This is a genomic window from Pseudomonas jinjuensis (assembly GCF_900103845.1).
Lineage (GTDB): Bacteria > Pseudomonadota > Gammaproteobacteria > Pseudomonadales > Pseudomonadaceae > Pseudomonas > Pseudomonas jinjuensis.
This window is the reverse complement of the sequence record NZ_FNIJ01000002.1, coordinates 133974-160966: the sequence shown is the minus strand read 5'-3', so window position 1 is coordinate 160966 and position 26993 is coordinate 133974. Positions and strand designations below refer to the sequence as shown.

General features: G+C 66.7%; 23 protein-coding genes and 2 tRNA genes. 9 read left to right on the top strand and 16 right to left on the bottom strand.

Annotation, left to right across the window (positions count from 1 at the left end; translation table 11 throughout):
* Positions 1-3: 3 nt before the first annotated feature.
* Positions 4-2082, top strand: coding sequence for a carboxy terminal-processing peptidase (locus BLR75_RS03205; RefSeq protein ID WP_084309926.1), 2079 nt, complete (start codon positions 4-6; stop codon positions 2080-2082).
* Positions 2083-2223: 141 nt separating this feature from the next.
* Here the strand turns inward: BLR75_RS03205 and BLR75_RS03200 are convergent, their stop codons facing one another.
* The 7 genes from BLR75_RS03200 to BLR75_RS03170 all read right to left on the bottom strand — a co-directional run bounded on the left by BLR75_RS03200 (position 2224) and on the right by BLR75_RS03170 (position 5413).
* Positions 2224-2709, bottom strand: coding sequence for an SEL1-like repeat protein (locus BLR75_RS03200; protein WP_084309925.1), 486 nt, complete (start codon positions 2707-2709; stop codon positions 2224-2226).
* Positions 2709-3074, bottom strand: coding sequence for a hypothetical protein (locus BLR75_RS03195; RefSeq protein WP_084309924.1), 366 nt, complete (start codon positions 3072-3074; stop codon positions 2709-2711). Before BLR75_RS03195 ends, BLR75_RS03200 begins: the two co-directional genes overlap by 1 nt.
* A complete protein-coding gene (locus BLR75_RS03190; protein ID WP_084309923.1) occupies positions 3071-3394 on the bottom strand; it encodes a helix-turn-helix domain-containing protein in 324 nt (107 codons plus the stop codon). Before BLR75_RS03190 ends, BLR75_RS03195 begins: the two co-directional genes overlap by 4 nt.
* A 163-nt stretch (positions 3395-3557) precedes the next feature.
* Complete coding sequence (locus tag BLR75_RS03185) at positions 3558-3983, bottom strand: YkvA family protein (protein WP_084309922.1); 426 nt, start codon at positions 3981-3983, stop codon at positions 3558-3560.
* Positions 3984-4320: 337 nt separating this feature from the next.
* On the bottom strand, positions 4321-5049 hold the full coding sequence (gene bamJ, locus BLR75_RS03180; RefSeq protein ID WP_084309921.1) for a BamJ family beta-barrel-assembly machinery protein: 729 nt from the start codon (positions 5047-5049) through the stop codon (positions 4321-4323).
* 197 nt (positions 5050-5246) lie between these two features.
* Positions 5247-5323: transfer RNA gene (locus tag BLR75_RS03175), tRNA-Asp, on the bottom strand.
* A gap of 14 nt (positions 5324-5337) precedes the next feature.
* A tRNA-Val gene (locus BLR75_RS03170) sits at positions 5338-5413 on the bottom strand.
* Positions 5414-5590: 177 nt separating this feature from the next.
* Here BLR75_RS03170 and rdgC point away from each other — a divergent pair.
* From rdgC to BLR75_RS03155, 3 genes are all read left to right on the top strand, one after another.
* Positions 5591-6511 carry a recombination-associated protein RdgC gene (rdgC, locus tag BLR75_RS03165; protein ID WP_084309920.1) on the top strand — a complete coding sequence of 307 codons (921 nt, stop codon included), beginning with the start codon at positions 5591-5593 and terminating at the stop codon, positions 6509-6511.
* Between the two features lie 138 nt (positions 6512-6649).
* Complete coding sequence (gene sugE, locus BLR75_RS03160) at positions 6650-6964, top strand: quaternary ammonium compound efflux SMR transporter SugE (RefSeq protein WP_084309919.1); 315 nt, start codon at positions 6650-6652, stop codon at positions 6962-6964.
* Between the two features lie 205 nt (positions 6965-7169).
* Positions 7170-7379, top strand: a complete 210-nt coding sequence (locus tag BLR75_RS03155; RefSeq protein WP_084309918.1) for a cold-shock protein — start codon at positions 7170-7172, stop codon at positions 7377-7379.
* Positions 7380-7441: 62 nt separating this feature from the next.
* Here the strand turns inward: BLR75_RS03155 and BLR75_RS03150 are convergent, their stop codons facing one another.
* From BLR75_RS03150 to ccoN, 4 genes are all read right to left on the bottom strand, one after another.
* Complete coding sequence (locus BLR75_RS03150; protein WP_084309917.1) at positions 7442-9316, bottom strand: MFS transporter; 1875 nt, start codon at positions 9314-9316, stop codon at positions 7442-7444.
* A gap of 82 nt (positions 9317-9398) precedes the next feature.
* A complete protein-coding gene (locus BLR75_RS03145) occupies positions 9399-10259 on the bottom strand; it encodes a LysR family transcriptional regulator (RefSeq protein ID WP_084309916.1) in 861 nt (286 codons plus the stop codon).
* Positions 10260-10450: 191 nt separating this feature from the next.
* Positions 10451-10666, bottom strand: coding sequence for a hypothetical protein (locus BLR75_RS03140; RefSeq protein WP_084309915.1), 216 nt, complete (start codon positions 10664-10666; stop codon positions 10451-10453).
* Between the two features lie 9 nt (positions 10667-10675).
* Complete coding sequence (gene ccoN, locus BLR75_RS03135) at positions 10676-12112, bottom strand: cytochrome-c oxidase, cbb3-type subunit I (protein WP_084310151.1); 1437 nt, start codon at positions 12110-12112, stop codon at positions 10676-10678.
* A 400-nt stretch (positions 12113-12512) separates the two neighbouring features.
* Between ccoN and BLR75_RS03130 the strand changes: the two genes are divergently transcribed.
* From BLR75_RS03130 to BLR75_RS03120, 3 genes are all read left to right on the top strand, one after another.
* Positions 12513-13907: a nitronate monooxygenase gene (locus BLR75_RS03130; RefSeq protein ID WP_084309914.1), complete on the top strand. Its 1395-nt coding sequence runs from the start codon at positions 12513-12515 to the stop codon at positions 13905-13907.
* Between the two features lie 10 nt (positions 13908-13917).
* Positions 13918-15072, top strand: a complete 1155-nt coding sequence (gene cfa / locus BLR75_RS03125) for a cyclopropane fatty acyl phospholipid synthase (RefSeq protein ID WP_084309913.1) — start codon at positions 13918-13920, stop codon at positions 15070-15072.
* A gap of 377 nt (positions 15073-15449) precedes the next feature.
* Positions 15450-17561, top strand: a complete 2112-nt coding sequence (locus BLR75_RS03120) for a TonB-dependent receptor (protein ID WP_084309912.1) — start codon at positions 15450-15452, stop codon at positions 17559-17561.
* A gap of 35 nt (positions 17562-17596) precedes the next feature.
* Here BLR75_RS03120 and BLR75_RS03115 read toward each other — a convergent pair whose 3' ends face one another.
* Genes BLR75_RS03115 through BLR75_RS03100 form a run of 4 tightly spaced genes read right to left on the bottom strand, consistent with a single transcriptional unit; the run spans position 17597 to position 20146 of the window.
* Positions 17597-17926, bottom strand: a complete 330-nt coding sequence (locus BLR75_RS03115; protein WP_084309911.1) for an AzlD domain-containing protein — start codon at positions 17924-17926, stop codon at positions 17597-17599.
* Entirely contained in the window at positions 17926-18645 is a 720-nt protein-coding gene (locus tag BLR75_RS03110; RefSeq protein WP_084309910.1) for an AzlC family ABC transporter permease, read from the bottom strand. Before BLR75_RS03110 ends, BLR75_RS03115 begins: the two co-directional genes overlap by 1 nt.
* A 30-nt stretch (positions 18646-18675) precedes the next feature.
* Positions 18676-19527, bottom strand: a complete 852-nt coding sequence (locus BLR75_RS03105; RefSeq protein ID WP_084309909.1) for a helix-turn-helix transcriptional regulator — start codon at positions 19525-19527, stop codon at positions 18676-18678.
* Positions 19528-19576: 49 nt separating this feature from the next.
* On the bottom strand, positions 19577-20146 hold the full coding sequence (locus tag BLR75_RS03100) for a GNAT family N-acetyltransferase (protein WP_084309908.1): 570 nt from the start codon (positions 20144-20146) through the stop codon (positions 19577-19579).
* 406 nt (positions 20147-20552) lie between these two features.
* On the opposite strand from BLR75_RS03100, the gene BLR75_RS03095 reads away from it, so the two are divergent.
* Both BLR75_RS03095 and BLR75_RS03090 read left to right on the top strand, forming a co-directional pair.
* Positions 20553-24026, top strand: coding sequence for a PAS domain-containing hybrid sensor histidine kinase/response regulator (locus BLR75_RS03095; protein WP_084309907.1), 3474 nt, complete (start codon positions 20553-20555; stop codon positions 24024-24026).
* A 78-nt stretch (positions 24027-24104) separates the two neighbouring features.
* Complete coding sequence (locus BLR75_RS03090) at positions 24105-25364, top strand: MgtC/SapB family protein (protein ID WP_084309906.1); 1260 nt, start codon at positions 24105-24107, stop codon at positions 25362-25364.
* Between the two features lies 1 nt (position 25365).
* Here the strand turns inward: BLR75_RS03090 and BLR75_RS03085 are convergent, their stop codons facing one another.
* The gene (locus BLR75_RS03085; RefSeq protein ID WP_169720214.1) at positions 25366-26727 is read right to left on the bottom strand and encodes a DNA recombination protein RmuC; all 1362 of its coding nucleotides are present in this window, start codon (positions 26725-26727) and stop codon (positions 25366-25368) included.
* Positions 26728-26993: the final 266 nt, after the last annotated feature.

Here is a 26993-nt window from a genome sequence, read left to right as displayed (position 1 = left end):
AGCATGAAGCGATTTCTGCCCCGCACCGCCCTGTTGCTAATCCTTGGCGCAACCGCGCTGTCGTCGTTCGCCGCCACGTCCAGCAGTGATGCGTGGGATGGCCTGCAGCCAGACCGCGAGCAGGTGATCGCCAGCCTGAACATCGTGGAGCTGCTCAAGCGCCACCACTACAGCAAGCCGCCGCTGAACGACGAGCGCTCGGCGAAGATCTATGACAGCTACGTGAAGTCCCTGGACCCGGCGCGGATGTACTTCACCGCCGCGGACATCAAGGAATTCGCGCCCTGGCGCACCCAGTTCGACGACTTCCTCAAGACCGGCGAGCTGGACCCGGGCTTCACCATCTACAAGCGCCATCTCGACCGGGTGAAGGAACGCCTGGACTTCGCCCTGGCGATGCTCGGCAAGGGCGTCGGCAAGATCGATTTCAAGGCCGACGAAAGCCTGGAGATCGACCGCGAGAAATCGGCCTGGGCGAAGAACCGGGCCGAGCTCGACGATCTCTGGCGGCGCAAGGTGAAGGACGAGGTGCTGCGCCTGAAGATCGCCGGCAAGGATGACAAGGCCATCCAGGAACAGCTGACCAAGCGCTACAAGAACCAGCTGCTGCGCCTGGAGCAGACCCGCGGCGAGGACATCTTCCAGGCCTACATCAACGCCTTCGCCCAGTCCTACGACCCGCACACCCAGTACCTGTCGCCGGACAGCGCGGAAAACTTCGACATCAACATGAGCCTGTCGCTGGAAGGCATCGGCGCGGTGCTGCAGAGCGACAACGACTACGTGAAGGTCGTGCGCCTGGTGCCGGCCGGTCCGGCGGAGAAGAGCAAGCAGCTCGCACCGTCCGACAAGATCATCGGCGTCGCCCAGGGCAAGGAAGAGATGGTCGACGTGGTCGGCTGGCGCCTGGACGAGGTGGTCAAGCTGATCCGCGGGCCGAAGGGCTCGCAGGTGCGCCTGGAAGTCATCCCGGCGAGCAACGCGCCGAACGACCAGACCAGCAAGATCGTCACCATCATCCGCGAAGCGGTGAAGCTGGAAGACCAGGCGGCGAAGAAATCGGTGATCACCATCGATCACGAAGGCCGCAGCTACAAGCTCGGCGTCATCGACGTGCCGGCCTTCTACCTGGACTTCAAGGCCTACCGCTCGGGCGACCCGAACTACAAGAGCACCACCCGCGACGTTAAGAAACTGATCGGCGAGCTGCAGAAAGAGAAAGTCGACGGCATCGTCATCGACCTGCGCAACAACGGCGGCGGTTCCCTGCAGGAAGCTACCGAGCTGACCGGCCTGTTCATCGACCAGGGCCCGACCGTGCTGGTGCGCAACAGCGACGGCCGCGTCGACGTGCTCAACGACGACGAAGGCAAGGCCTTCTACACCGGGCCGATGACCGTGCTGGTCAACCGCCTGTCCGCCTCGGCCTCGGAAATCTTCGCCGGCGCCATGCAGGACTACCACCGCGCGCTGATCGTCGGCGGGCAGACCTTCGGCAAGGGCACCGTGCAGACCATCCAGCCGCTCAACCACGGCGAGCTGAAGCTGACCCTGGCCAAGTTCTACCGTGTCTCCGGGCAGAGCACCCAGCACCAGGGCGTGATCCCGGACATCAGCTACCCGTCCATCGTCGACGACAAGGAAATCGGCGAAAGCGCCCTGCCCGACTCGATGCCGTGGGACACCATCCGCCCGGTGCTGAAGGCCCAGGCCGATCCGTTCAAGCCGTTCCTCGATCAGCTGAAGACCCGCCACGACGCGCGCACCGAGAACAATGCCGACTTCGTCTACGCCCGTGAGCGCCTGGCCCTGGCCCAGGAACTGATGCGCGAGAAGACCGTCAGCCTCAACGAAGCCAAGCGCCGCGCCCAGCAGAGCAGCATCGAGAGCCGCCAACTGGCGATGGAAAACGCCCTGCGCAAGTCCAAGGGCCAGGAGCCGCTGAAGGAACTGAAGAAGGAAGACGAGAACGCCCTGGCGGACGACGACAAGACCAAGCCGCAGGACGACGCCTACCTGACCGAGTCCGGGCACATCCTGATCGACTACCTGAACCTGGATTCGGCGCTGGCCAAGCACTGATCCGCTGGAATGAAGAAGGGCCGGGAAACCGGCCCTTTCTTTTTGCTCGAACCGTAGGCGGGTGAAACCCGCCAGGTTCATCGCTCCGAAACGGCGGGCTGCACCCGCCCTACGGACTCTGTGGAAGGAACGGGGTCGCTTCTACAACCCCAGCTCCCCCGCCCGCCGCTCGAAACGCGCCGCCATGTCCTCGTCCACCATCAGCCCGGGACCGCCCTGGCGATACAGTTCGGCCAGCTTGCGCTCCGCCAGCGGATGGCCCCTGTCGGCGGCCTGCGTCCAGTAGCGTGCGGCCTCGCCGGCATCCGGCGCATTGCGGCTGTCGCCGGCGAGAGCCTGGACGCCCAACTGGTAGGCGGACTTGGCATCGCCCGCCGCTGCCGCCAGGCGCAACAGGCGCATCCCCTCCTCCCGCGCGCCGAACCCCTGCCCCCTGAACAGCAGCAGATGGCCGTAGAAGCTCTGCGCCGGCAGATCGCCCAGGTTCGCCATGCGCGCGAACTGGCCCTGCATCCACTGCCAGGCACGCGGTTGCTTCACCAGCCAGGGCCAGCCCATCAGGCGCCGCGCCACCGCGTATGCCAGTCGCGCGCGCAGGCGCCACCAGCGCTCGGAAAGGCCAGCCATCACAGGTCTTCCGGATAACTGAACTCGAAGACGCGCACCACTTCCGAGGCATGCCAGCCGGCCGCGGCGGGACCGTCGGGGGCGCCGGAGAAACGCCCGAGGCGCTCGACGCATTCGAAGAAGCCGGTACGCGGCAGGCGGCTGGCGCCCTGGCTGATCACCAGCGAGCTGCGCAACGGCCGGCCCGCCCGGGCGTCCAGCGCCGCCAGGTGTTCCAGGGCGGCGGTGAGGGTGGTCATTGCCGGTGTCGGCAATTGCAGGCGCTCGATCAGCGCCCGGTAGGTCAGCAGATGACGTTGCCGGCGGGCATCTTCCAGTTCGACGAGCAGCCCCTGCCAATGCTTGCGACTGATATGTACGCTCAAAGGCCGGACTCCGCATTCATCCCCAGGGCACGACGCAGGCCGAACTGGATCGCCTCGCTGGCTTCCCGCTCGCCGCTCTCGATCAGTTCCAGATAGGACGGGCTGATCCCCACCGAGCGCGCCACCTGTTCGACGGAGAACCCGCGCGCCTCGCGCAGGCTGCGCCAGTCGGGAGTGCCCGATGCCGCGGTCGCGGCGAGAGGTGGGGAAACGGGCTGGGCGGCAGTCTTTCCGGCGGCCGCCAGCAATGCCTGGTAATCCGCCCAGGGGACAACGGCATATTCAGCTTCGCCGTCACGCATGATCACTTGAACGTTCATGACAACACTCCTTGCAAGCCGTCATCTTACCAAGCGCTGACAGCGTCAGGACCAGTGCCCCGTGCGATAAGTATCGACCATGAAACGCTGATTGGCTGCCTTCGTCTGCCTCGGACAGCGCCTGGGACGGCATGTTCAGGCCGATCCGCGATTTTCTCCCGCGTCAGCGTGAACCGGTTTTCTCCGGCGCGGGCAACGACTTCAGCGACTCGCGCACGTCGCTGCCCTGGCTGTCGCGCCACACCTTGAATGCATCCAGCTCCAGCTGCCAGCGGCGCACCACCCAACCCAGCACTGCCAGGTCGTCGAGCAGGCCGACGCCGACCACCCAGTCGGGAATCGCGTCCACCGGGGTGAGGAAGTACAACAGCGCGGCGACGATCGACAGCAGCGCCTGCGGGCTGATCCCGCGATACTGCCCGCGCACGAAGGCCACCAGCAGTTCCTGCAGCAGGTTGAGGTCAGCCTTGACCAGACGCAGCCGCGAGCGCTTGCGCGCCACCGCCAGCAGCAGGGCCGGCAGGCGGCCGCGAGCCAAGAAGCGGCTGGCAAGACTGAGGTAGCGATCGAATCCGGGAAGCTTTTTCATAGGGGCCTCGCTGCGCGTGGTGCTGCGCGGGTTATCCACCCTTCCTGTGGATAAGTCTGTTGAAATTCGCCTCCGATCCATCCGGAAAGCCCATTTCAGCGGGCGCCCGGACAAATCGTCCACTTTTTATCCAGCCAGATAAAAGCGTTTAAAATCATGCGTTTGGGGCTATTCGATGAGCGCGCTCATGTCAAGCACCGGATTTCCAGCCAGCTGCGACAAGAATGTGCATAAGGGTAACACCGCGGCGCCGCGGCATTCTCCACGACGGCCGACGCTCGCCGCCAAATGAAAACGCCCCGCATCTGGCGGGGCGTTTTCGCTGGTACGAAAGTACTCAGTTCTTCTGTTCAGCCGGCTGGTCCTGCGGCGCGTTCTGGTCCTTGATGCCGAGCAGTTCCAGATCGAACACCAGCACCGAGTTGGCCGGAATCGCCGGGCTCGGGCTCTGCTCGCCATAGGCCAGCTCGCTGGGGATGAACAGCTTGACCTTCTCGCCGACGTGCATCAGCTGCAGGCCTTCGACCCAGCCCGGAATCACGCCGCTCACCGGCAGGTCGATCGGGCTGCCGCGCTGGATGGAGCTGTCGAACACGGTGCCATCGGTCAGCTTGCCTTCGTAGTGGACGGTGACCACGTCGCTCGGCTTCGGCTGCGGGCCTTCGCCCTTCTTCACGACTTCGTACTGCAGGCCGGACTTGGTGGTGACCACGCCTTCGCGCTTGCCGTTGTCCTCGAGGAACTTCTTGCCGGCCTTGGCGGTTTCTTCGTTCAGCTTGACCAGGCGCTCTTCGGAACGCTTCTGCAGGAAGGTGAAGGCCTCGGTCAGCTCTTCATCGGTCAGCTTCTGCTTCTGCTTGGTGACAGCATCCTCGATGCCCAGGGCGACAGCCTTGGAATCCAGGTCATCCATGCCTTCCTGGACCAGACTCTTGCCCATGTTCAGGCCGATGCCATAGGACGCCTTCTGCGCCGGGGTGGTGAGTTCTACCTTGGTCTGCGAATCGCAGCCGGAGAGAACCAGCCCGACCAGAGCGATGGCCATCGCCAACCGATGTTGTTTCATGCTGAGTTCCTTAGTCTGTCCGCCATGCAGGCATATCGGTGAAGCCGCGAGCTTATCAGGGGCTAGCGGCCAGTGGCTATGGGGAATAGGAACAGTCGGCATGTAGGAAGTTCCGAAACGGAACTTCAGGAATATGGCGGGATATTGCGGGGAAATGAAAAAGCCCCCAGGCATTTCTGCCTGAGGGCTTTCGAATATGGCGCAGCGGACGGGACTCGAACCCGCGACCCCCGGCGTGACAGGCCGGTATTCTAACCGACTGAACTACCGCTGCGTCGGACCCGAGATTGGTGGGTGATGACGGGATCGAACCGCCGACCCTCTGCTTGTAAGGCAGATGCTCTCCCAGCTGAGCTAATCACCCTTCGTCTCGAAGTGGTGCGCATTCTACGGAGGGAGATTCACCCTGACAAGCCCCCGAGTGAAAAAATTTTTCAGAAGTTCCAAAGGCTTAGGAAAAACCCACGAACGCAGGGACGGGGTTGGCCTGGACGCTGCCGAGCGGAATAATGCGTCCTTTGTGTCCAGGAGTCCGACCGTCATGTGGTTCCGCAATCTGCTCGTGTACCGCCTCACCCAGGATCTGCAGATCGATGCCGACAGCCTCGAAAAGGCCTTGGCCAGCAAGCCGGCGCGCCCCTGCGCCAGCCAGGAGCTGACGACCTACGGCTTCACCGCTCCGTTCGGCAAGGGGCCGGACGCCCCGCTGGTGCATGTCAGCCAGGATTTCTTCCTGATCTCCGCGCGCAAGGAAGAACGCATCCTGCCGGGCAGCGTGGTGCGCGATGCGCTGAAGGACAAGGTCGATGAAATCGAGACCGCGCAGATGCGCAAGGTCTACAAGAAGGAACGCGACCAGCTGAAGGACGAGATCGTCCAGACCCTGCTGCCGCGCGCCTTCATCCGCCGCTCCGCCACCTTCGCGGCGATCGCGCCGAGCCTCGGCCTGATCCTGGTCGACTCCTCCAGCGCGAAGAAGGCCGAGGACCTGCTCTCCACCCTGCGCGAAGCCATCGGCTCGCTGCCGGTGCGCCCGCTGAGCGTGAAGGTCGCGCCGACCGCCACCCTCACCGACTGGGTGAAGACCCAGGAAGCCGCCGGCGACTTCCACGTCCTCGACGAGTGCGAGCTGCGCGACACCCACGAGGACGGCGGCGTGGTGCGCTGCAAGCGCCAGGACCTCACCAGCGACGAAATCCAGCTGCACCTCAGCTCCGGCAAGCTGGTCACCCAGCTGTCGCTGGCCTGGTCGGACAAGCTGTCGTTCATCCTCGACGACAAGCTGGCGATCAAGCGCCTGCGCTTCGAAGACCTGCTGCAGGAGCAGGCCGAGCAGGACGGCGGCGAGGATGCCCTCGGCCAGCTCGACGCCAGCTTCACCCTGATGATGCTGACCTTCGCCGAATTCCTCCCGGCGCTGTTCGAAGCCCTCGGCGGCGAGGAAATCCCGCAGGGCATCTGAGCCCTGCCCGCCCGGCCGGAAGCTTGTCCCTTCCGGCCGGATGTGCAAAATATTGCGCATAGCGAGGACGACCTCGCCACCCGCGCGGTGCTCCAGCAGGGACGGCCCTGATCCTTCATCCCCGCAAAGGAGCGAGCCATGTCCTGGTTGATCCTGTTCTTCGCCGGCCTGTTCGAAGTCGCCTGGGCCGTCGGCCTGAAATACACCGACGGCTTCAGCCGTCCCCTCCCCACCCTGCTCACCGTCCTCGCCATGGCCGCCAGTCTCGGCCTGCTCGGCCTGGCCATGAAACAACTGCCCCTGGGCACCGCCTATGCGGTATGGACCGGCATCGGTGCGGTCGGCACGGTGATCGCCGGCATCATGCTGTTCGGCGAGTCCATGGCGCCGGTGCGCCTGCTCAGCGTGGCGCTGATTCTCTGCGGGCTGGTGGGGCTGAAACTCAGCCACTGATCATCTGCGTAGGAAAGGCGTAGGAAAACAGTCGCGTTCGCGGAAAAGTATGCGTATGCTGCACGCCACTGTGCTTGCTTGGTCACTGCGGTTGGTGACCTGATGGAGCGTTTTCGCCCCGTCGCCTTGGTTCCGATCTACCCTTGCAACTCAGAAATGGCGCGGCTTTCGCGCCGCAATTACCTCAGTTCAAGGTGTATATCTCATGTCGACTCGTCAAAACGGCACTGTAAAATGGTTCAACGATGCCAAAGGCTTTGGCTTCATCACCCAGGAAAACGGCGGTGACCTGTTCGTTCACTTCCGCTCCATCCAGGGCAACGGCTTCAAGTCCCTGCAGGAAGGCCAGCGCGTCTCCTTCGTGGTCGTGAATGGCCAGAAAGGCCTGCAGGCTGACGAAGTTCAGGTCGCCTGAACCTCGCATCCGCGATAAGAAAAGCCCCGGTCTCTACCGGGGCTTTTTCATTTCCGCACGAATCAGCGGGCGGCGCCGCGCAAGCCTGCCACCTGCTCCTGCAGATATTCGCGCCGAGCCTGCTCCGGCGGCAGCGGTTGCCCGGCCACCAGCCGTATCCGCGACCAGAAGCGGCGGAAGAAGCCCTTCGCCGGATCGCGGCTGAAGAAGCTGCCCCATAGCCCCTGCAGCGCCATCGGAATCACCGGCACCGGGGTTTCCGCGATGATCCGCTCGACCCCGGCGCGGAATTCGTTGATCTCGCCGTCGCCGGTCAGCTTGCCCTCGGGGAAGATGCACACCACCTCGCCATCCCTCAGGTACTGCGCGACGCGGACGAAGGCCTGCTCGTAGATCCGCTCGTCCTCGTGGCGCGCGGCGATGGGCACGGCGCCGGCGGTGCGGAAGATGAAGTTCAGCACCGGCAGCTGGAAGATTTTGTAGTACATGACGAAGCGCACCGGCCGCCGCACCGAGCCGGCGATCAGCAGCGCATCGACGAACGACACGTGGTTGCACACCAGCACCACCGGCCCCTCGTCGGGGATCGCCTCGAGGTTCTGGTGATCCACCCGGTACATCGAGTGGCCGAGCAGCCAGACCAGGAAGCGCATGGTGAATTCCGGCACGATGCGGAAGATGTAGACGTTCACCGCCACGTTCATCAGCGACAGCACCAGGAACAGCTGCGGGATCGACAGCCCCGCCACCGACAGCAGCAGGATCGAGACGATAGCCGCGGCGACCATGAAGATCGCGTTGAGGATGTTGTTGGCGGCGATCACCCGGGCGCGCTTGTCCGGCTCGGTGCGCGACTGGATCAGCGCATACAGCGGCACGATGTAGAAGCCGCCGAACACGCCGATGCCGAGGATGTCGCCGAGCACCGTCCAGGCCTGCGGCTGCTGCAGCACCGCCAGCCAGTCGTGGGGCTGCGCGCCGCGCGGGAAGTCGCCGGAGTGCCACCAGAGCAGCAGGCCGAACAGGGTCAGGCCGATGGAGCCGAACGGCACCAGGCCGATCTCCACCTTCTTGCCGGAGAGCTTCTCGCAGAGCATCGAACCCAGCGCGATGCCCACCGAGAACACCGTGAGGATCAGCGTCACCACGCTCTCGTCGCCGTGCAGCAGCTCCTTGGCGTAGCCCGGGATCTGCGTCAGGTAGATCGCACCGAGGAACCAGAACCAGGAGTTGCCCACCAGCGAGCGCGACACCGCCGGGCGCTGGCCGAGGCCCATGCGCAGGATCGCCCAGGACTGGGCGAAGATGTTCCACTCCAGCTTCAGCCCCGGCAGCGCCGCCGCCGCGCGGGGAATGCCGCGGCTGGCCAGGTAGCCGCAGGCCGCCACCAGCACCACGACGACGGCCACGCCGAGGGCATGGTCCTGGCGCGACATCAGCAGGCCGGCGCCGATGGTGCCGAACAGGATGGCGAGGAAGGTGCCCATCTCCACCAGCGCGTTGCCGCCGACCAGTTCATCCTCGTGCAGCGCCTGCGGCAGGATCGAGTACTTCACCGGGCCGAACAGCGCAGAGTGGGCGCCCATGGCGAACAGCGCGACGAACAGCAGGGGCAGGCTGCCGAGCACGAAACCGGCGGCGCCGACCAGCATGATCAGCACCTCGGCCAGCTTCAGCCCGCGCATCAGCGCGTCCTTGTTGTATTTCTCGCCGAACTGCCCGCCGAGGGCGGAGAACAGGAAGAACGGCAGGATGAACAGCAGCGCGCAGAGGTTCACCAGCAGGTTGGGGTCGCCGCTGACCGCCAGGTGGTAGAGGATCGCCAGCACCAGCGACTGCTTGAACAGGTTGTCGTTGAACGCGCCGAGGAACTGGGCGGTGAAGAACGGCAGGAAACGCTGTTTGCCCAGCAGGGCGAATTGCGAATGTCGAGTCATCGTCCTTGTGTACCTGCGAAGGGATCGGGATACCGCAACCGATTTGACCGCAACAGGCGCCCCGCAGGACACAAAGTACGTCTCAGATCACCGGATCCCAGCGCTGCGACCAGTCGGAATCCTGGCTCACCACTTCCCTGAGCAGGGTGAACGCCTGCTGCAGCACCGCCGAGTCGCGCTCGCGGGAATACACCAGATAGGTCGGATAGCTGAATTCCGGCGCCTTCGGCACCCGCTGCAGGACCTTCTTGTCCAGGTAGCTCTGCACCACCCGCGTGCGGAAGTAGCCCGAACCGCCGTTCTCCAGGATGAACTGCAGCGCCAGCGGGCCGAGGTTGAACGACACCGGCGCCTTGGCCTTCTCCGGCAACGCGCTGTCGTGCTGGCGGCGGAAGCCCTCGCCCCAGTCGATGTAGACGTAGGGCTCGGCCTTCTTCGCGCGCACCAGGATCAGCTTCTCCTCCAGCACCTGCTCCACCAGCATGCCCGGCAGGTAGTTCGGCTGGTAGACCAGCGCGGCGTCGAGCACGCCCAGTTCCAGCTGGCGCAGCAGGGTCTGGCCGTCGCCGATATCCGCCGATACGGCGTGGTCGCCGATGCATTCGCGGATGCGGCTGACCCAGCGCAGCATCAGCGGATTGCACAGGCTCACCTCGCCGCCGATGTGCAGGACGTTGTGGTAGCCCTCCGGCAGCGGCAGGTCGCGCTGCGCCGCCTCCCAGCTCTGCAGCATCTGGTTGGCGTACATCACGAACGCCGCGCCATCCGGCGTCAGCCGCGCGCCGGCGCGATTGCGCACGAACAGGGTGCAGTTGAGATGGCCTTCCAGCTTCTGGATGCGCGCGGTGATGGCGGTCTGGGTGATGTGCATGCGCTCGGCGGCGGCGACGAAGCTGCCGTGGCGGACGATTTCCAGGAAGGTGCGGGTGAGATCGATATCCATCGGGGTGATCGGCCGGCAAGCGGGCGCGTCCGGCAAGTCTCCATCGGGCGGTGTGGAATTGCGACAGGATGACGGCTGGCCGCGACACTTGCCAGCCGCACAGGAAAAAGCCGGACTTTCCAGTTTCTCGAAAAGCCCGGCAAGGGGTGCCGCTGGAGGCACTCGGGAGCGTCCGTCCGTGGACGTGGAAATCAGGCCCGGAAGCTGTGGTCCCCGGGCGGCTCGATGGGTTCGAACACCGGCGTGACCACCCGTTCGCAGCGCAGGCCGGTGGCTTCGCTCATGCGTTCGGCCGCTTCCGGGTCATCGGCGAACGGCAGCAGCGAGGCCTGCTCCAGATCGCGGCGGCCCTGGCAGCACAGCCAGCAGGCCAGGACGCAGGCGGCGAGGATCAGCAGTGTGGACATATCCCCTCCTCAGGCTTCGGCGACGGCGGCGGGCACGTGGCCACGCTCCCCGCCACGCACGGTCAGCCAGGTGTTCCAGGCCATCAGCAGCATGCCCGCGGCGAAGAAGCTGCCGCCGAGCAGGCGCACCAGGTAGCCCGGGTGGCTGGCCTGCAGCGCCTCGACGAAGGAATAGGTCAGAGTGCCGTCGGCGTTCACCGCGCGCCACATCAGGCCCTGGGTGATGCCGTTGACCCACATCGCGGCGATGTACAGCACGGTGCCGATGGTGGCCATCCAGAAGTGCGCGTTGATCAGGCCGATGCTGTGCATCTGCTCGCGGCCATACAGCTTCGGGATCATGTGGTAGAGCGCGCCGATGGAGATCATCGCCACCCAGCCCAGCGCACCGGCGTGCACGTGGCCGATGGTCCAGTCGGTGTAGTGGGACAGCGAGTTGACGGTCTTGATCGCCATCATCGGGCCTTCGAAGGTGGACATGCCGTAGAAGGCCAGGGACACCACCAGGAAGCGCAGGATCGGGTCGGTGCGCAGCTTATGCCAGGCGCCGGAGAGGGTCATCATGCCGTTGATCATGCCGCCCCAGCTCGGCGCCAGCAGCACCAGCGACATCACCATGCCGAGCGACTGCGCCCAGTCCGGCAGCGCGGTGTAGTGCAGGTGGTGCGGGCCGGCCCAGATGTACAGGGTGATGATCGCCCAGAAGTGCACGATGGACAGGCGATAGGAATACACCGGGCGCTCGGCCTGCTTGGGCACGTAGTAGTACATCATGCCGAGGAAGCCCACCGAGAGGATGAAGCCGACCACGCTGTGGCCGTACCACCACTGGATCATCGCGTCGGTGGCGCCGGAATAGACCGGGTAGGACTTCAGCAGGGTGACCGGAATCGCGATGTGGTTGACCACATGGACCATGCCGGTGACCACGATGAAGGCGCCGTAGAACCAGTTGCCCACATAGATGTGCTTGACCTTGCGCCGGGCGATGGTGCCGAAGAACAGGTAGGCGTAGAGCACCCAGAGGATGGCTACCCACAGGGCGATGGGCCACTCCATCTCGGCGTATTCCTTGGACGTGGTGATGCCCAGCGGATAACTGAGGACGATGGCGACGATGCTCGCCTGCCAGCCCCAGAACAGGAAGTTCGCCAGGCCGTCGGAGATCACCCGCACCCGGCAGGTGCGCTGCACCACATAGAAGGAAGTGGCGAACAGCGCGCTGCCGCCGAAGGCGAAGATCACCAGGTTGGTATGGATCGGGCGGATGCGCCCGAAGCTGGTCCAGGGAATGCCGAAGCTGAGCTCCGGCCACACCAGCTGGGCGGCGATGAACACGCCCATGCCCATGCCGAGGATTCCCCAGAAGAGAGTGGTAAGAGTGAAGCGGCGGACTATTTCGTAGTTGTAGACGCTGTCGCTTTGGAGCGGGATCGCACTGGCCATCTTGGTTCCGTTGTACTTCTCGGGCTGCAAGGCTGCTCCCGCCCGCCGCCGGGAGCAGGGAGATGCGGCAGCGGGCTGGACCGTGACTGCGGGAACACGGCCGGGAGCACCTACAGTCTGCGAAGCGGCGAGAAATGCAACAAACTAATATTAATGCAGTAATAGTTGATTAATTTTGATATCAAATTTCCAGGCAGGAAAAAAACCCTTGTCCGACAAGGGCCTGAGCCAGAAATTCAGAGGTATGTAAGGGAATATTTCGTAGCAGGCGAAATCCCATACATTCAAATAAATGATCCATACGGCAATTTAATTTCATTTAATTTCAGTTAGCTGGGGTGGCTAGTATTTCCGTCGTTCCTGTCGTGCAAATCGCACGGCTGCATCGAGGAGAACCGCCATGCCGCATCCCGCCCTGCACACCCCGTTGGTGGACCTGCTGGGATGCGAGGTCCCGATCATTTCCGCCGGCATGGGCGGCGTCGCCCGCCACGAACTCGCCGCCGCGGTGAGCAACGCCGGCGGTTTCGGCTGCCTGGGCATGGTCCGCGAGCCGGTGGAGCTGATCCGCCGGGAAGTCCGCGCCTACCGCGTGCTCAGCCAGCGCCCCTTCGCCGTCAACCTGATCCCGGCCGCCACGCCGAAGCAACTGCTCGCCGAACAGGTGCGCGCCTGCCTCGAACTGCGGGTGCCGGCCATCGCGCTGTTCTGGGATGTGGACGAGGAACTGGTCCGCCAGCTGAAGGACGCCGGCATCCTGGTGCTGCACCAGGTCGGCCGCCGCAGCCACGCCGAGCAGGCCCTGCGCGCCGGGGTGGACGTGCTGATCGCCCAGGGCATCGAGGCCGGCGGACATGTCTGGGGCGAAATCTCGACCCTGGCGCTGGTGCCGGAACTGGTAGCCCTCGGCGACACCCCGGTGGTGGCCTGCGGCGGCATCGCCAGCGGTTCCGCGCTGGTCGCCGCCCTCGCCCTCGGCGCCCAGGGCGTGGCCTGCGGCTCGGCATTCCTCGCTACCCACGAATCCTACGCCCACGATTTCCACAAGCAGCGGCTGGTCGAGGCCGGGGCCGACGAACCGCTGCTGACCGACGCCTTCTTCCGCAACTGGCCGATGCCGGCGCCGGTACGGGTGCTGCCCAATGCCGTGACCCGCGGCGAGTACGCCGAACTGCACGCCCAGCGCAGCACGCCGGTGATCGGCGAGCAGGACGGCGGGCCCATCCATCTGTTCTCCACCGATTCGCCCCTGCGCGATGCCCGCGGCGCGCTGGCCGACATGCCGATCTACGCCGGCCAGTCCTGCGGGCAGATCGACGAAATCTGCAGCGCGGCGCAGCGGCTCGAACGCCTGCTCGCGGAAGCCGAAACCTGCCTGGCGCGCCTGCAGCCCGAGCCGGCGGAGGCCGATGCCGAACTGATCGACTGGCTGCAGGAACTGCTCCGCGCCGAACGCGCCGGCGCCCGGCTGATGCTCGACAGCGCCCGGCAGACCGACGATCCCGCCCTGCTGCAACGCTTCGCCGGGCTGCACCGCGGCGAGGCGGAAAGCTGCCGGCGCCTGCTGCACTGCCTGCAGCGCCTGGGCGCGCAGCCGGAGCCGGGGATCGGCGAATTCCACGCCAAGGCCATGGCCATCGACGACCTGGCCGAGCGCCTCGACTTCATCGCCCGCGGCCAGCGCTGGGTCGCCCGCCAGTTGAGCGGGCGCCTCCCGCAACTGCGGCAGCCCTGGCTGCGCCACGAGTTGCAGCAGGTCCTGCACCTGCACCTTCCGGATTCAAGAGAACGATAAAGGGTCTTCCATGCCTTCCGAGCTATCCACTGCCAACACCACCCTCCCGGGCGCCAGCCGTGCCCACCGCTTCGCCGAAAACCTGCTCAGCCAGGCCGGCCTCGGCCTCGACGGCCAGGCACCGTGGGACATGCGCCTGCACAGCCCCGACGTACCGCAACGCGCCCTCGCCCAGGGCAACCTCGGCCTGGGCGAGGCGTACATGGACGGCGACTGGGACTGCGAGCAGCTCGACGAATTCTTCGCCCGCCTGCTGCGCTCCGGCGTCGCCGACCAGATCAGCCCCGCGGCACTGATCTTCCACGCCCTGCAGGCGCGCCTGCTGAACCGCCAGACCAGCCGCCGCGCCTGGGAAGTCGGCGAACGCCACTACGACCTCGGCAACGACTTCTACGCCGCCATGCTCGACCCGCGCATGACCTACACCTGCGGCTACTGGAAGGACGCCGGCGACCTCGCCGCGGCGCAGGAGGCCAAGCTCGACCTGGTCTGCCGCAAGCTGCACCTCGAACCCGGCATGCGCGTGCTGGACATCGGCTGCGGCTGGGGCAGCTTCATGGCCTACGCGGCGCAGCACTACGGGGTGGAATGCGTCGGCGTGACCATCTCCCGCGAGCAGAGCGAATGGGCGCAGCGGCGCTATTCCGGCCTGCCGCTGGAATTCCGCCTGCAGGACTACCGCGAGGTCGACGAGCGCTTCGAGCGCATCGTCAGCATCGGCATGTTCGAGCACGTCGGCCGCAAGAACCACCGCACCTACATGGAAACCGCCGCGCGCTGCCTGGCCGACGACGGCCTGTTCCTGCTCCACACCATCGGCAAGAACAGCCGCCGCAGCGTGCCGGACCGCTGGATCGACAAGTACATCTTCCCCAACGGCGACCTGCCCTCCATCGGCCAGATCGGCGACGCCGTGGACGGCCTGTTCGTGGTCGAGGACCTGCACAACTTCGGCGCCGACTACGACAGGACGCTGATGGCCTGGCACGACAACTTCGAACGGGCCTGGCCGTGCTTCGCCGCCGAGCTGGGCGAGCGCTTCCGGCGCATGTGGCGCTATTACCTGCTGTCCTGCGCGGGGGCGTTCAGGGCGCGGGACATCCAGCTGTGGCAGTGGGTGCTGGCGAAGAAGGGCGTTGTCGGGGGATATGAGCGGGTGAGCTGATCATCGGGTGCGCCCGATCGCTCCCACGCTCCTGCGTGGGAGCGATGGATCCTCTGTAGGAGCAACTGTCTTCGCGCCATGGCCAATCGCTGGTGTAGGGCGAATGAAGCGGAATGCTTCATCCGCCGACCAGGCCACGCCGATGGAATGGCGGATAACGCTGGCGCGTTATGCGCCCTACCCGGACATTCCAGCGGAACCGCGTAGGAGCGGGCCATGCCCGCGACCATCGCCCCGCTCCCCCGTGCGAGCGGTCCCCTCTTCTACCCACAGATATCCGCAAATAAGAAAAAAGAGCTAATGCAAACGATTCCTTTTTTGAATAAAGTGCGCAGCCCAAAAATCATGATCTCCCGTTGCGCTGGAGCCGTTCGCAAATGTTTCGTAGATCCCCTCTTTGCCTGTCCATTTCCCTGGCCATGCTGGCCACTCCCGTTTTCGCCGAGGAAGACGCGGTAGAACTGGAAGCCACCACCGTCAGTGCGACCCGCTCCCACAGCGAGGCAGGCAAGACGCCGCAGAAGATCACCATCATCACCCGCGAGCAGATCGAAGAGCAGCTGGCCATCACCAGCGACAACGGCCAGATACTGAGCAACCTGATCCCCTCCTACTCGCCCAGCCGGCAGAAGATGACCAGCTCCGGCGAGACCTTCCGCGGTCGCCAGGCGCTGGTGATGATCGACGGCGTGCCGCAGTCCACCCCGCTGCGCAACAGCTCCCGCGAGGGCTACACCATCGACCTGTCGATGGTCGAGCGCATCGAGGTGATCTACGGCGCCAGCGCCGAGCACGGCCTGGGCGCCACCGGCGGCATCATCAACTACGTGACCCGCCGCCCGACCGCCGGCGCGCTGCGCCAGCACGTCGGCGCCAGCATCGAGGCTTCGGACGATTTCGACAGCGACGGCATGGGTTACAAGCTGGACTACCGGGTGGAAGGCAACCAGGGCAACTTCGACTATCTCGCCGCCGTCAGCGGCCAGACCCGGGGCATGTTCTACGATGCCGACGGCGAGCGGATCGGCGTGGACGACACCCAGGGCGACATCATGGATTCGGACAGCACCGACCTCATGCTCAAGCTGGGCTACTGGTTCGACGAGGTGCAGAACGTCGAATTCATGGTCAACCGCTTCGAGATCGAGGGTAACCATGACTTCGTCAACGTGCCCGGCGACCGCGACGCCGGGATTCCGGCCACCTCGCGCCGCGGCGACCCGCTGGGCGAGGCGCCGGAAAACGAAGTGCTCAACACCAGCCTGACCTACAACAACTCCGACCTGGCCGGCAACCGCTTCACCGCGCAGTTCTACACCCAGCGCTTCCGCGGCCGCTTCGGTGGCGGCATCCTGCCGTCCTTCCAGGACCCGAGCATCGACCCCACCGGCCAGCTGTTCGACCAGTCACAGAACGAGTCGGACAAGTACGGCGGCAAGCTGACCCTCAGCCGCGACAACATGTTCGACGGCCTGCTCAAGCTCACCGGCGGCCTCGATCTGCTGCAGGACACCACCAAGCAGATGCTGATCGAGACCGATCGCGAATGGGTGCCGGAAACCGTCTTCAAGAACTATGCGCCCTTCATCCAGGCCGAACTCCGCCCGGTGGAGCGCCTGACCCTGCACGGCGGCCTGCGCCGCGAATTCGCCGAACTGGAAGTCGACAGCTTCAGGACCATCGCCTCCACCACCGTGCCGCCGGGTGGCGTCACCGTCGAGGGCGGCAATCCGAAGTTCAACGAAACCCTGCACAACGTCGGCTTCGTGTTCCAGGCCACCGACTGGGCGCAGGTGTTCGCCAACTACTCGGAAGGCTTCGGCATGCCCGACGTCGGCCGCGTGCTGCGCGGCATCAACCGGCCGAACCTGAGCGTCGAGAGCTTCCTCGACCTGCAGCCGGTGGTCACCGACAACCGCGAGATCGGCCTGCGCCTGAACTGGGCGCCGGTCGACTTCGAGATCAGCTTCTACGAATCCGACTCCGACCTCGGCTCCCGCCTGGAGAACGTCGGCGGGGTCTTCCAGGTTCGCCGCGAGCGCACCGAGATCGACGGCATGGAAGCCACCGCCGGCTGGCAGGTCAACGAGGTGCACCGCCTGCAGGCCGCCTACTCGCAGATCGACGGCCAGTCGGATACCGACGGCGACGATCACGTGGACACCGACCTGGACGGCGCCAACATCCCGCCGGATCGCTACACCCTGGCCTGGAAGGCCAACTGGAGCGACAAGCTGAATACCCATGTGCAGGCCAACTACTACGCCAGCCGCAGCTTCGACACCCCCGGCCTGGACTTCGACGGCTACAGCCTGGTGGACGCCTCGCTCGGCTACCAGCTGCCGGTGGGCGAAGTCAGCCTCGGCGTGGAGAACCTGCTCAACCGCGACTACATCACCTACTTCTCCCAGGCCGCCACTACCCGCGACGACCAGTACTTCGCGGGACGCGGCCGCACCTTCACCCTGGGCTACGAAGTCAGCTTCTGACCGCCCGCGGGCGGCCGCCGTCCTGGCTGCCGCCTCTACAGGGGCAACTGCCCCAGCCACCAGCGCAGCAGGAAGAACACCAGCAGCCCGCCGCCGATGGTCGCCAGCAGATGGCGGCTGAAGGCGGCGATGGCCATGGCGGCGAGGCCGGCGAGCAGGTAGGCGTTGTCCAGCCGCAGCGCCCAGTTCTGCCCGTCCGGCAGCAGCATGCCGGGCACCACGATGGCGGTCAGCACCGCGGTCGGCACGTAGTGCAGGCCCTGGCGCACCAGCGGCGGGAAGCGCAGGGTCGGCCAGGCGAACAGGCTGTAGCGCATGAGGAAGGTCATCGCGGCCATGCCGAGGATCAGCAGCCAGTAGTCCATCAGGCTTCCTCCAGCACGGGGTTGCGCCGCTCCAGCGCCACGCCGACGGCGATGCCGGCGAATGCCGCGGCCATCAGGCCGAGCTTGTACGGCCAGGCGTAGGTGAGCAGCGCCACCACCCCGGCGGCCACGGCGGCGGCAATCTGCGGGCGGTTGACCAGACGTGGCACGACGATGCCGATGAAGGTCGCCAGCATGGCGAATTCCAGTCCCCAGCCCGCCAGGTTCGGCATCGCCTGGCCGAACAGCACGCCGGCCAGCGAACTGCCGACCCAGCTGGCGTACAGCGCGTTGGTCACGCCCAGCCAGTACCAGTGGCCGTTCGGCGTGTCGCCGTTGACCAGGTAGAAGCGCTGCACCACGGCGAAGGTCTCGTCGGTCAGCCAGAACGCCAGCGGCAGGCGCCAGCGCTGCGGCAGGTGGGTGACGTGGGGCTGCAGGGTGGCGCTGTAGAGCACGTGGCGCAGGTTGACGATCAGCGTGGTGAGCAGGATCACCAGCGCGCCCGCCCCGGCGCCGAGCAGGCTGATGGCGATGAACTGCGCCGAGCCGGCATAGACCAGCAGCGACATGCCGATGGCCTTCCACAGCGACAGGCCGGCGGCGCTGGCGAGGGTGCCGTAGATGATGCCGAACGGCACCACGCCGACCACCATCGGCAGGCTGTCGGCCAGGCCGCGCAAGTAGGACTGCCGGCGGGATAACGGGATGCGGGACATGGAACCTCCTTTGCCCCGCAGCCTAGATGGTCAATGCAGGTCCGTCTTGAACGATCTTGCGCAGGCCGCGCGGTATTCGCCGGGCGCCACGCCATAGGCCTGCTTGAACTGGCGGCTGAGGTGGCTCTGGTCGGCGAAACCCAGCTGTGCCGCGACGTTCACCGGCACGCAGCCGTCCTTGAGCAGAGCCCGCGCCTGTTCCAGCCGGCGCTGCTTGAGCCAGGCGTGGGGCGGCAGGCCGGTGGCCCTGCGGAACACCCGGGCGAAGTGGAAGGGCGAGAGATTCACCGCCGCCGCCAGTTCCTCCAGCGACGGCGGCTCGACCAGCCGCGCGGCGAGCAGCTCGCGGGCGCGGGCCACGGCCAGCGGTTCGTCGCCGGCGGGCGCCGGCTCGGGAATCCGCGCGTGGCGGCGGAACAGCATCAGCATCGCCTCGCGCCAGCAGGTCTGCTGCTGCAGCGCGCTGGCGCCGGATTCCAGCAGACGGTGCAGGCCGACGAAGACGCGGCTCAGCTCGGCGTCCTGCAGCACGCTGGAGGCGAACGACGGCAGGCCGCGCGGGGCCAGCTGCAGTTCGTCGAGCACGCCGGTGACCTGTTCGATCTCGGGATAGAAGGCGCGGTACAGCCAGCCCTCGTCGTGGGCCTTGGAGCCGGTGTGCACCTCGTCCGGATTGATCAGCACCATGCTGCCCACCGGCGCCAGGTGGTCGCTGCCGCGATGATGGAAGCGCTGCGCGCCGTGCTCGATCACGGTGAAGACGAAACCCTCGTGGACGTGCGGAGCGAAACGCTGCTCGATGTAGCGGGCGTGCAGCAGCTCCACGCCACCGAGGTCGGCGGCGCGCCAGAAGCGGGTCTGTTCTCCTGCTGCGGAATCCATGGAAGGTGCGGCTGCGAAGGTCGGGCCGCACAGCTTAGCGCGAAATCCTTCAGCCGCTGAAGCCGGCTTCCAGCGCGGCCTTCACCTGCGGCCATTCGTGGTCGGTGATGCTGTAGAGGACGCTGTCGTCGAGGCGCCCGCCGGCCAGCCGCCGATGGTTGCGCAGCACGCCCTCGCGCACCGCGCCGAGCTTCTCGATGGCGCGCTGCGAGCGCAGGTTGCTGGCGGCGGTCTTCAGCTGCACGCGGACCATCTGCCAGCTGTCGAAGGCGTGGCGCAGCATCAGGTACTTCATGCTGGCGTTGAGGCCCATGCCGTGCTGCGACTGTTCCAGCCAGGTGCCGCCGATCTCGCAGGCCGGCAGCGCCGGCATGAAGTCGAGGAAGCGCGTGGTGCCGACGATCCGGTTGCCCAGCCGCACCACCAGCGGCAGCGCCCGCCCCTCGCGCTGGTCGGCGATGGCCTGGCGATACCAGTCCGGCCGCTGCGGCGCGCTCATGTACTGCAGCACCTCGCGGTTGGCGTCGGCCAGTTCCACCAGCTCCGGGACGTCGGCCTCCACCATCGGCTCCAGGCGCAGGGCGCCCCGCTGCAGGGTGATGGGTAACGGTCTGAACATGAAGCGCCCTCCTCGCACACACTTCGCCCTTTTCAGAGCGTAGCGGCACAGCCTAAGTGCCGTCTGCCCGCGACCACTCGACGGACGGAGCGGTGGCGAAAGGGCGGCACGCTACCAGCATGGATTGGGGGGGTTCAAGGGGACATCCGGACGCGGGCGGCTCCGCAATGTAATGGTGGATGAGAAAAGCCTCATCCACCCTACGGTCCATACCCCGCGCATCCCGTAGGAGCGAGCTTGCTCGCGAATAGAATGCCCCTGTGCGGCAAAGGGCACCGCCCGCCATGCCCGCTCCTACAGACCTTGGTAGCAAGCCTCTGACATCCCCCCGCTTTGGTGCGAAACTTGCCAGGCAACCAGACTTTCCTGCGCGCCGCGCCAGACGCAGGCCATCCACGGAGTTCTCATGTCGCTGTCCAGCGGGCTGATCGCCACGGTCGCCCTCCTCTACATGGCCGTCCTGTTCGCCATCGCCTTCTATGGCGACCGCCGCCGCGCGCCGCTTTCGCCGCGCTTGCGAGCCTGGATCTACAGCCTGTCGCTGGCCGTGTACTGCACCAGTTGGACCTTCTTCGGCGCCGTCGGCCAGGCCGCCGACCAGCTCTGGTCGTTCCTGCCGATCTACCTCGGCCCGGTGCTGCTGATGCTGTTCGCCCCCTGGGTGCTGCAGAAGATGATCATGATCAGCAAGCAGGAGAACATCACCTCCATCGCCGACTTCATCGCCGCGCGCTACGGCAAGTCGCAGACGCTGGCGGTGGTGGTGGCGCTGATCTGCGTGGTCTGCGTGCTGCCCTACATCGCCCTGCAGCTGAAGGGCATCGTCCTCGGGGTGAACCTGCTGATCGGCGCCGGGCCCGACGCCGGCGGCATCCGCGCGCAGGACACGGCGATGATCGTGTCGCTGGTGCTGGCGCTGTTCAGCATCATGTTCGGCACCCGCTCGCTGGACGTCACCGAACACCACCGCGGCATGATGCTGGCGATCGCCTTCGAGTCGCTGGTCAAGCTCACCGCCTTCCTCGCCGTCGGCGTGTTCGTCACCTTCGGCCTCTATGACGGCTTCGGCGACCTGTTCGAACAGGCCCGCAATGCGCCGCAGCTGACGGAATACTGGGACCACACGGTGCACTGGCCGGCCATGCTGCTGCAGACCGGTGTGGCGATGACCGCGATCATGTGCCTGCCGCGGCAGTTCCACGTCACCGTGGTGGAGAACATCCAGCCGCGCGACCTCGACCTGGCGCGCTGGGTGTTCCCCGCCTACCTGGTGCTGGCGGCGCTGTTCGTGGTGCCGATCGCCCTCGCCGGGCAGCTGCACCTGCCGGCCGGGATCATGCCCGACGGCTTCGTCATCAGCCTGCCGCTGGCCGAGGCGCATCCGGCGCTGGCGCTGCTGGCCTTCATCGGCGGCGCCTCGGCGGCCACCGGCATGGTGATCGTCGCCAGCGTGGCGCTGTCGACCATGGTTTCCAACGACATGCTGCTGCCCTGGCTGCTGCGCCGCACCGGCAGCGAGGAGGCCCAGCCGTTCGAGGTGTTCCGCCACTGGCTGCTCACCGTGCGCCGGGTCAGCATCGTGCTGATCATGCTGCTGGCCTACATCAGCTACCGCCTGCTCGGCTCCAGCGCCAGCCTCGCCACCATCGGCCAGATCGCCTTCGCCGCCATCGCCCAGCTCGGCCCGGCGATGATCGGCGCGCTGTACTGGAAACAGGCCAACCGCCGCGGAGTGTTCGCCGGGCTGGCCGCCGGTTCGCTGCTGTGGGCCTACACCCTGGTGCTGCCGGTGATCGCCCGCGGGCTGGGCTGGCCGCTGGAAAACATTCCCGGCCTGACCTGGCTGACCCATCCGCCGCTGCCCGTCGAGCCGCTGACCCTCGGCGTGCTGATCTCGCTGATCGGCAACTTCGCGCTGTTCGGCCTGGTCTCGGTGTTCTCCCGCACGCGGGTTTCCGAGCACTGGCAGGCCAGCCGCTTCATCGGCCAGGAAGTCTCGCCGCGGATCAGCTCGCGCTCGATGCTCGCCGTGCAACTGGAAGACCTGCTGATGCTGTCCGCCCGCTTCGTCGGCGAGGAGCGCGCGCGGCAGAGCTTCACGCGCTTCGCCTACCAGCAGGGCAAGAGTTTCGTGCCCGCGCAGAACGCCACCATCGAATGGATCGCCCACACCGAACGCCTGCTCGCCGGCGTGCTCGGCGCCTCCTCCGCCCGCGCGGTGGTGAAGGCCGCCATCGAAGGCCGCGAGATGCAGGTGGAGGACGTGGTGAAGATCGCCGACGAAGCCTCCGAGGTGCTGCAGTTCAACCGCGCGCTGCTGCAGGGCGCCATCGAGAACATCAGCCAGGGCATCAGCGTGGTCGACCAGTCGCTGCGCCTGGTGGCCTGGAACCACCGCTACCTGGAGCTGTTCGAGTATCCGGAAGGGCTGATCCAGGTCGGCCGGCCGATCGCCGACATCATCCGCTTCAACGCCGAACGCGGCCTCTGCGGCCCCGGCGACCCCGACCTGCACGTGGCCAAGCGGCTGTTCTGGATGCGCCAGGGCACGCCACATACGTCCGAGCGGCTGTTCCCCAACGGCCGGGTCATCGAGCTGATCGGCAACCCGATGCCCGGCGGCGGCTTCGTCATGAGCTTCAGCGACATCACCGCATTCCGCGAAGCCGAGCACGCCCTCAAGGAATCCAACGAGAGCCTGGAGCAGCGCGTGCAGGAGCGCACCCAGGAGCTGTCGCAGCTGAACCAGGCGCTGACCGAGGCCAAGGGCACCGCCGAGGCCGCCAACCAGTCGAAGACCAGATTCCTCGCCGCGGTCAGCCACGACCTGATGCAGCCGCTGAACGCCGCGCGGCTGTTCTCCGCCGCCCTCGCCCACCAGGAAACCCTACCCACCGAGGCCGCCGACCTGGTGCGCCACCTGGATTCCTCGCTGCGTTCGGCGGAGGACCTGATCGCCGACCTGCTGGACATCTCGCGCCTGGAAAGCGGCCGGGTCAGCGCCGAGCGCAGCGCCTTCCCGCTGAACAGCCTGTACGAGGCGCTCGGCGTGGAATTCCGGGTGCTGGCGCAGGAACAGGGCATCGACTTCCGCCTGCACGGCAGCGCGCTGCGGGTGGAGAGCGACATCAAGCTGCTGCGCCGGGTGCTGCAGAACTTCCTCACCAACGCCTTCCGCTACGCCAAGGGTCGCGTCCTGCTCGGCGTGCGCCACGAGAAGGACTGCCTGCGCCTGGAAGTGTGGGACCGCGGGCCGGGCATTCCGGCCGACAAGCTGCAGGTGATCTTCGAGGAGTTCAAGCGCCTGGACAGCCACCAGACCCGCGCGGAAAAGGGCCTCGGCCTCGGCCTGGCGATCGCCGACCGGCTGTGCAAGGTGCTCGGCCACAGGCTGGAAGTACGCTCCTGGCCGGGCAAGGGCAGCGTGTTCAGCGTGCGCGTGCCGCTGGCGCGACAACCGGCGCCGGCGCTGGCCGCGGCGCAGCGGCCGGAAACCCCGGCGCAGCTCAACGGCGCCCAGGTGCTCTGCGTGGACAACGAGGACAGCATCCTGGTGGGCATGAACAGCCTGCTCACCCGCTGGGGCTGCCAGGTGCTCACCGCGCGCAACCGCGACGAGTGCGAACACCTGCTGAACGGCGCGGCGCGGCCGCAGCTGGCGCTGATCGACTATCACCTGGACAACGGCGAGACCGGCACCGAGCTGATGGCCTGGCTGCGCACCCGCCTCGGCGGCCCGCTGCCGGGCGTGGTGATCAGCGCCGACGCGCGCCCCGAACTGGTGGCGCAGATTCACGCCGCCGGCCTCGACTACCTGTCCAAGCCGGTCAAGCCGGCCGCCCTGCGCGCCCTGCTCAGCCGCCACCTGAGCCTGCGCTGAAGGGCCGGATTGATCCATACCGGTGGGTGTGGCGGGCGGCGCGTCTAGACTGACGGCAATTCACGGATGGCGACTCCCATGCCCGACACGCTGGACATTCTGCTCGACCTCACCACCGCCCTTGCCATCGGCCTGCTGGTCGGCGCCGAACGCGGCTGGCGCGTCCGCGACGAGGCGGATTCGCGGCAGATCGCCGGCATCCGCACCTACGCGCTGGTCGGCCTGCTCGGCGGCTTCGCCTCGCTGCTGGCGGCGCATCTCGGCGTGGCGGTGTGGGTCGGCATGCTGATCGCCGTCGCCCTGCTCGCCGTGGCCGGCTACGTGGGCGACCTGCAGCGCTACGGCGACCAGGGCATGACCAGCGAAGTGGCGATGCTCGCCACCTTCCTGCTCGGCAGCCTGGCGGTGGCCGACGACCGCCTGCTGGCCGCCGGCGGCGGCATCGTGGTGGCGCTGCTGCTGAGCCTCAAGGAAACCCTGCGGACCGCGCTGAAGCACCTGGATGCCAGCGAACTGTCGGCGATCCTCAAGCTGCTGTTCATCTCCGTGGTGCTGCTGCCGGCGCTGCCGAACCAGGGCTACGGCCCCTGGCAGGTGTTCAACCCCTACGCCACCTGGTGGATGGTGGTGCTGATCGCCGGGCTGGGCTTCGTCGCCTACCTCGCCATCCGCATCGTCGGCACGCACAAGGGGCTGCTGATCACCGCGCTGTGCGGCAGCATGGTGTCGTCCACCGCGATGACCATCACCCTCTCGCACCTGCACCCGCGGCGGGAACTGCACTCGCTGCTGGCCTGCGGCCTGCTCACCACCTCGGCGATGATGTTCCCGCGGGTGCTGCTGGAAATCGGCGTGCTCAATCCGTCGCTGCTGGGGAGCCTGCTGCCGCCGCTGGGCGTCGCCTCCCTGGTGTATATCGGCGGCGCGCTGTTCTACTGGCGCCGCGCCGGGCAGTCCAGCGACGGCGCCACGGCCGAGCCGCCGCTGAAGAACCCCTTCGAGCTGATGCCGGCGCTGCGCTTCGCCGCCCTGCTGGCGCTGATCCTGTTCCTCGTCGAGGCGGCGCGGAACTACCTGGGCGATGTCGGGGTGTACCTGGTGTCGCTGATTTCCGGCCTGGCCGACGTGGATGCCATCACCCTGTCGCTGGCGCGCAGCGCGCGGATCGACCTGGCGCCCGTCGTGGCCAGCCAGGGCATCGCCCTGGCGGTGCTGAGCAACAGCCTGGTGAAGGGCCTGCTGATCGTCTTCATCGGCGGTCGCCAGCTGGCCTGCAAGACCCTGCCGGTGATAGTCGCGGGCCTGCTGGCCGGCGCCGCCACCATGCTGCTGTTCTGACTCAGTCCTCGGTCAAAGGCTCGGCATCGTCGGCCAGCGCCCGTTCCAGCCACTCCGCCGGCAGGCTCTTGCTGGCCCGCGCGCCGAGCAGGCGCAGCTGTTCGGTGCGGCTGACCAGGTTGCCGCGACCGTCGCAGAGCTTGTTGCGCGCCGCCGCGTAGGCCTTGTCCAGCTGCTGCAGGCGCCCGCCGATCTCGTCGAGGTCCTGCACGAAGAGCACGAACTTGTCGTACAGCGCACCGGCGCGCTCGGCGATCTCGCGGGCGTTCTGGCTCTGCCGTTCCTGCCGCCAGAGGCTGTCGATCACCCGCAGGGTGGCCAGCAGGGTGGTCGGGCTGACGATCACGATGTTGCGCTCGAAGGCTTCCTGGAACAGGTTCGGCTCGGCCTGCAGGGCCACCGAGAAGGCCGCCTCGACCGGCATGAACAGCAGCACGAAGTCCAGGCTGTGCAGGCCTTCCAGGCGCCGGTAGTCCTTGCCGGACAGCCCCTTCACGTGATTGCGCAGGGACAGCACGTGCTGGCGCAGCGCCTGCTGGCGGATCGCCTCGTCATCGGCGGCGATGAACTGCTGGTAGGCGGTCAGGCTGACCTTGGCGTCCACCACCACCTGCTTGTCGCCGGGCAGGCGGATCAGCACGTCCGGCTGGAAGCGCTCGCCCTCGGCGCTCTTCAGGCTGACCTGGGTCTCGTACTCGCGGCCGCGCTCCAGCCCGGCATGCTCCAGCACCCGCTCCAGCACCAGCTCGCCCCAGTTGCCCTGGGTCTTCTGCCCCTTCAGCGCGCGGGTCAGGTTGGTCGCCTCCTCGCCCAGGCGCAGGTTGAGCTGCTGCAGGCGCTCCAGCTCCTTGCCCAGGGAGAAACGCTCGCGAGCCTCCTGCTGGTAGCTTTCCTCGACACGCTTCTCGAAGGCCTGGATGCGCTCCTTGAGCGGGTCGAGCAACTGCCCGAGGCGCTGCTGGCTGGCCTCGGCGAAGCGCTGCTCGCGTTCCTCGAAGATCTTCCCGGCCAGCTCGGCGAACTGTGCGCGCAGCTCGTCCCGCGCCGCCTGCAGGTCGCCGAGGCGCTGCTGGTGGCCTTCCTGCTGTTCGCGCAGCTCGGCGGCCAGCGCCGCGCGGCGGGACTCCAGCTCGCGCAGCTCGGCTTCCTTCGCCGCCCGCTCGGCGGCCCAGCCGCGCTCGGCTTGCGCCAGGCGCTGGCGCTCGTCCCTGCCCAGCTCGACTTCGCGACGCAGCGCGGCGGTCTCGGCAGACAGCTCGGCATGCCGCGCGGCGAGGCGCTGGCCGGCATCGCGCTCGGCATCCAGCTGGGCGCCGAGGCCGTCCTGGGCCAGTTGGGCGGTGGCCAGGCGTTCCTGGCACAGCGCCAGTTCCTGTTCGCGGGTCGCCACGCGCTGCTGCAGGTGCCAGGCGAGCGCCGCCAGCGGCACGGCGCCGGCCAACAGTCCGAACAGCAGGTAGGGCAGATCGACAGGCATTCGGCACTCCGTGGCAGAGATTGGCTGGCGGCCGGTCAGGGGATGACCAGCCAGTCACTTCCTGCACATTGTCATGCAGGCAAGCAAGCGCTCGGGACAATCCACAGAAGCTGTGGATAACCTTGTGGAAACAACGCGTAAAACAGCCCTCA

Bases quoted from the DNA above. Each gene is read 5' to 3' on its own strand.
- BLR75_RS03205 (WP_084309926.1), top strand. From the start codon at position 4: ATGAAGCGATTTCTGCCCCGCACCGCCCTGTTGCTAATCCTTGGCGCA.
- BLR75_RS03200 (WP_084309925.1), bottom strand. From the start codon at position 2,709: ATGGCTGGCCTTTCCGAGCGCTGGTGGCGCCTGCGCGCGCGACTGGCA.
- BLR75_RS03190 (WP_084309923.1), bottom strand. From the start codon at position 3,394: ATGAACGTTCAAGTGATCATGCGTGACGGCGAAGCTGAATATGCCGTT.
- BLR75_RS03185 (WP_084309922.1), bottom strand. From the start codon at position 3,983: ATGAAAAAGCTTCCCGGATTCGATCGCTACCTCAGTCTTGCCAGCCGC.
- bamJ (WP_084309921.1), bottom strand. From the start codon at position 5,049: ATGAAACAACATCGGTTGGCGATGGCCATCGCTCTGGTCGGGCTGGTT.
- rdgC (WP_084309920.1), top strand. From the start codon at position 5,591: ATGTGGTTCCGCAATCTGCTCGTGTACCGCCTCACCCAGGATCTGCAG.
- sugE (WP_084309919.1), top strand. From the start codon at position 6,650: ATGTCCTGGTTGATCCTGTTCTTCGCCGGCCTGTTCGAAGTCGCCTGG.
- BLR75_RS03155 (WP_084309918.1), top strand. From the start codon at position 7,170: ATGTCGACTCGTCAAAACGGCACTGTAAAATGGTTCAACGATGCCAAA.
- BLR75_RS03150 (WP_084309917.1), bottom strand. From the start codon at position 9,316: ATGACTCGACATTCGCAATTCGCCCTGCTGGGCAAACAGCGTTTCCTG.
- BLR75_RS03145 (WP_084309916.1), bottom strand. From the start codon at position 10,259: ATGGATATCGATCTCACCCGCACCTTCCTGGAAATCGTCCGCCACGGC.
- BLR75_RS03140 (WP_084309915.1), bottom strand. From the start codon at position 10,666: ATGTCCACACTGCTGATCCTCGCCGCCTGCGTCCTGGCCTGCTGGCTG.
- ccoN (WP_084310151.1), bottom strand. From the start codon at position 12,112: ATGGCCAGTGCGATCCCGCTCCAAAGCGACAGCGTCTACAACTACGAA.
- BLR75_RS03130 (WP_084309914.1), top strand. From the start codon at position 12,513: ATGCCGCATCCCGCCCTGCACACCCCGTTGGTGGACCTGCTGGGATGC.
- cfa (WP_084309913.1), top strand. From the start codon at position 13,918: ATGCCTTCCGAGCTATCCACTGCCAACACCACCCTCCCGGGCGCCAGC.
- BLR75_RS03120 (WP_084309912.1), top strand. From the start codon at position 15,450: ATGTTTCGTAGATCCCCTCTTTGCCTGTCCATTTCCCTGGCCATGCTG.
- BLR75_RS03115 (WP_084309911.1), bottom strand. From the start codon at position 17,926: ATGGACTACTGGCTGCTGATCCTCGGCATGGCCGCGATGACCTTCCTC.
- BLR75_RS03110 (WP_084309910.1), bottom strand. From the start codon at position 18,645: ATGTCCCGCATCCCGTTATCCCGCCGGCAGTCCTACTTGCGCGGCCTG.
- BLR75_RS03105 (WP_084309909.1), bottom strand. From the start codon at position 19,527: ATGGATTCCGCAGCAGGAGAACAGACCCGCTTCTGGCGCGCCGCCGAC.
- BLR75_RS03100 (WP_084309908.1), bottom strand. From the start codon at position 20,146: ATGTTCAGACCGTTACCCATCACCCTGCAGCGGGGCGCCCTGCGCCTG.
- BLR75_RS03095 (WP_084309907.1), top strand. From the start codon at position 20,553: ATGTCGCTGTCCAGCGGGCTGATCGCCACGGTCGCCCTCCTCTACATG.
- BLR75_RS03090 (WP_084309906.1), top strand. From the start codon at position 24,105: ATGCCCGACACGCTGGACATTCTGCTCGACCTCACCACCGCCCTTGCC.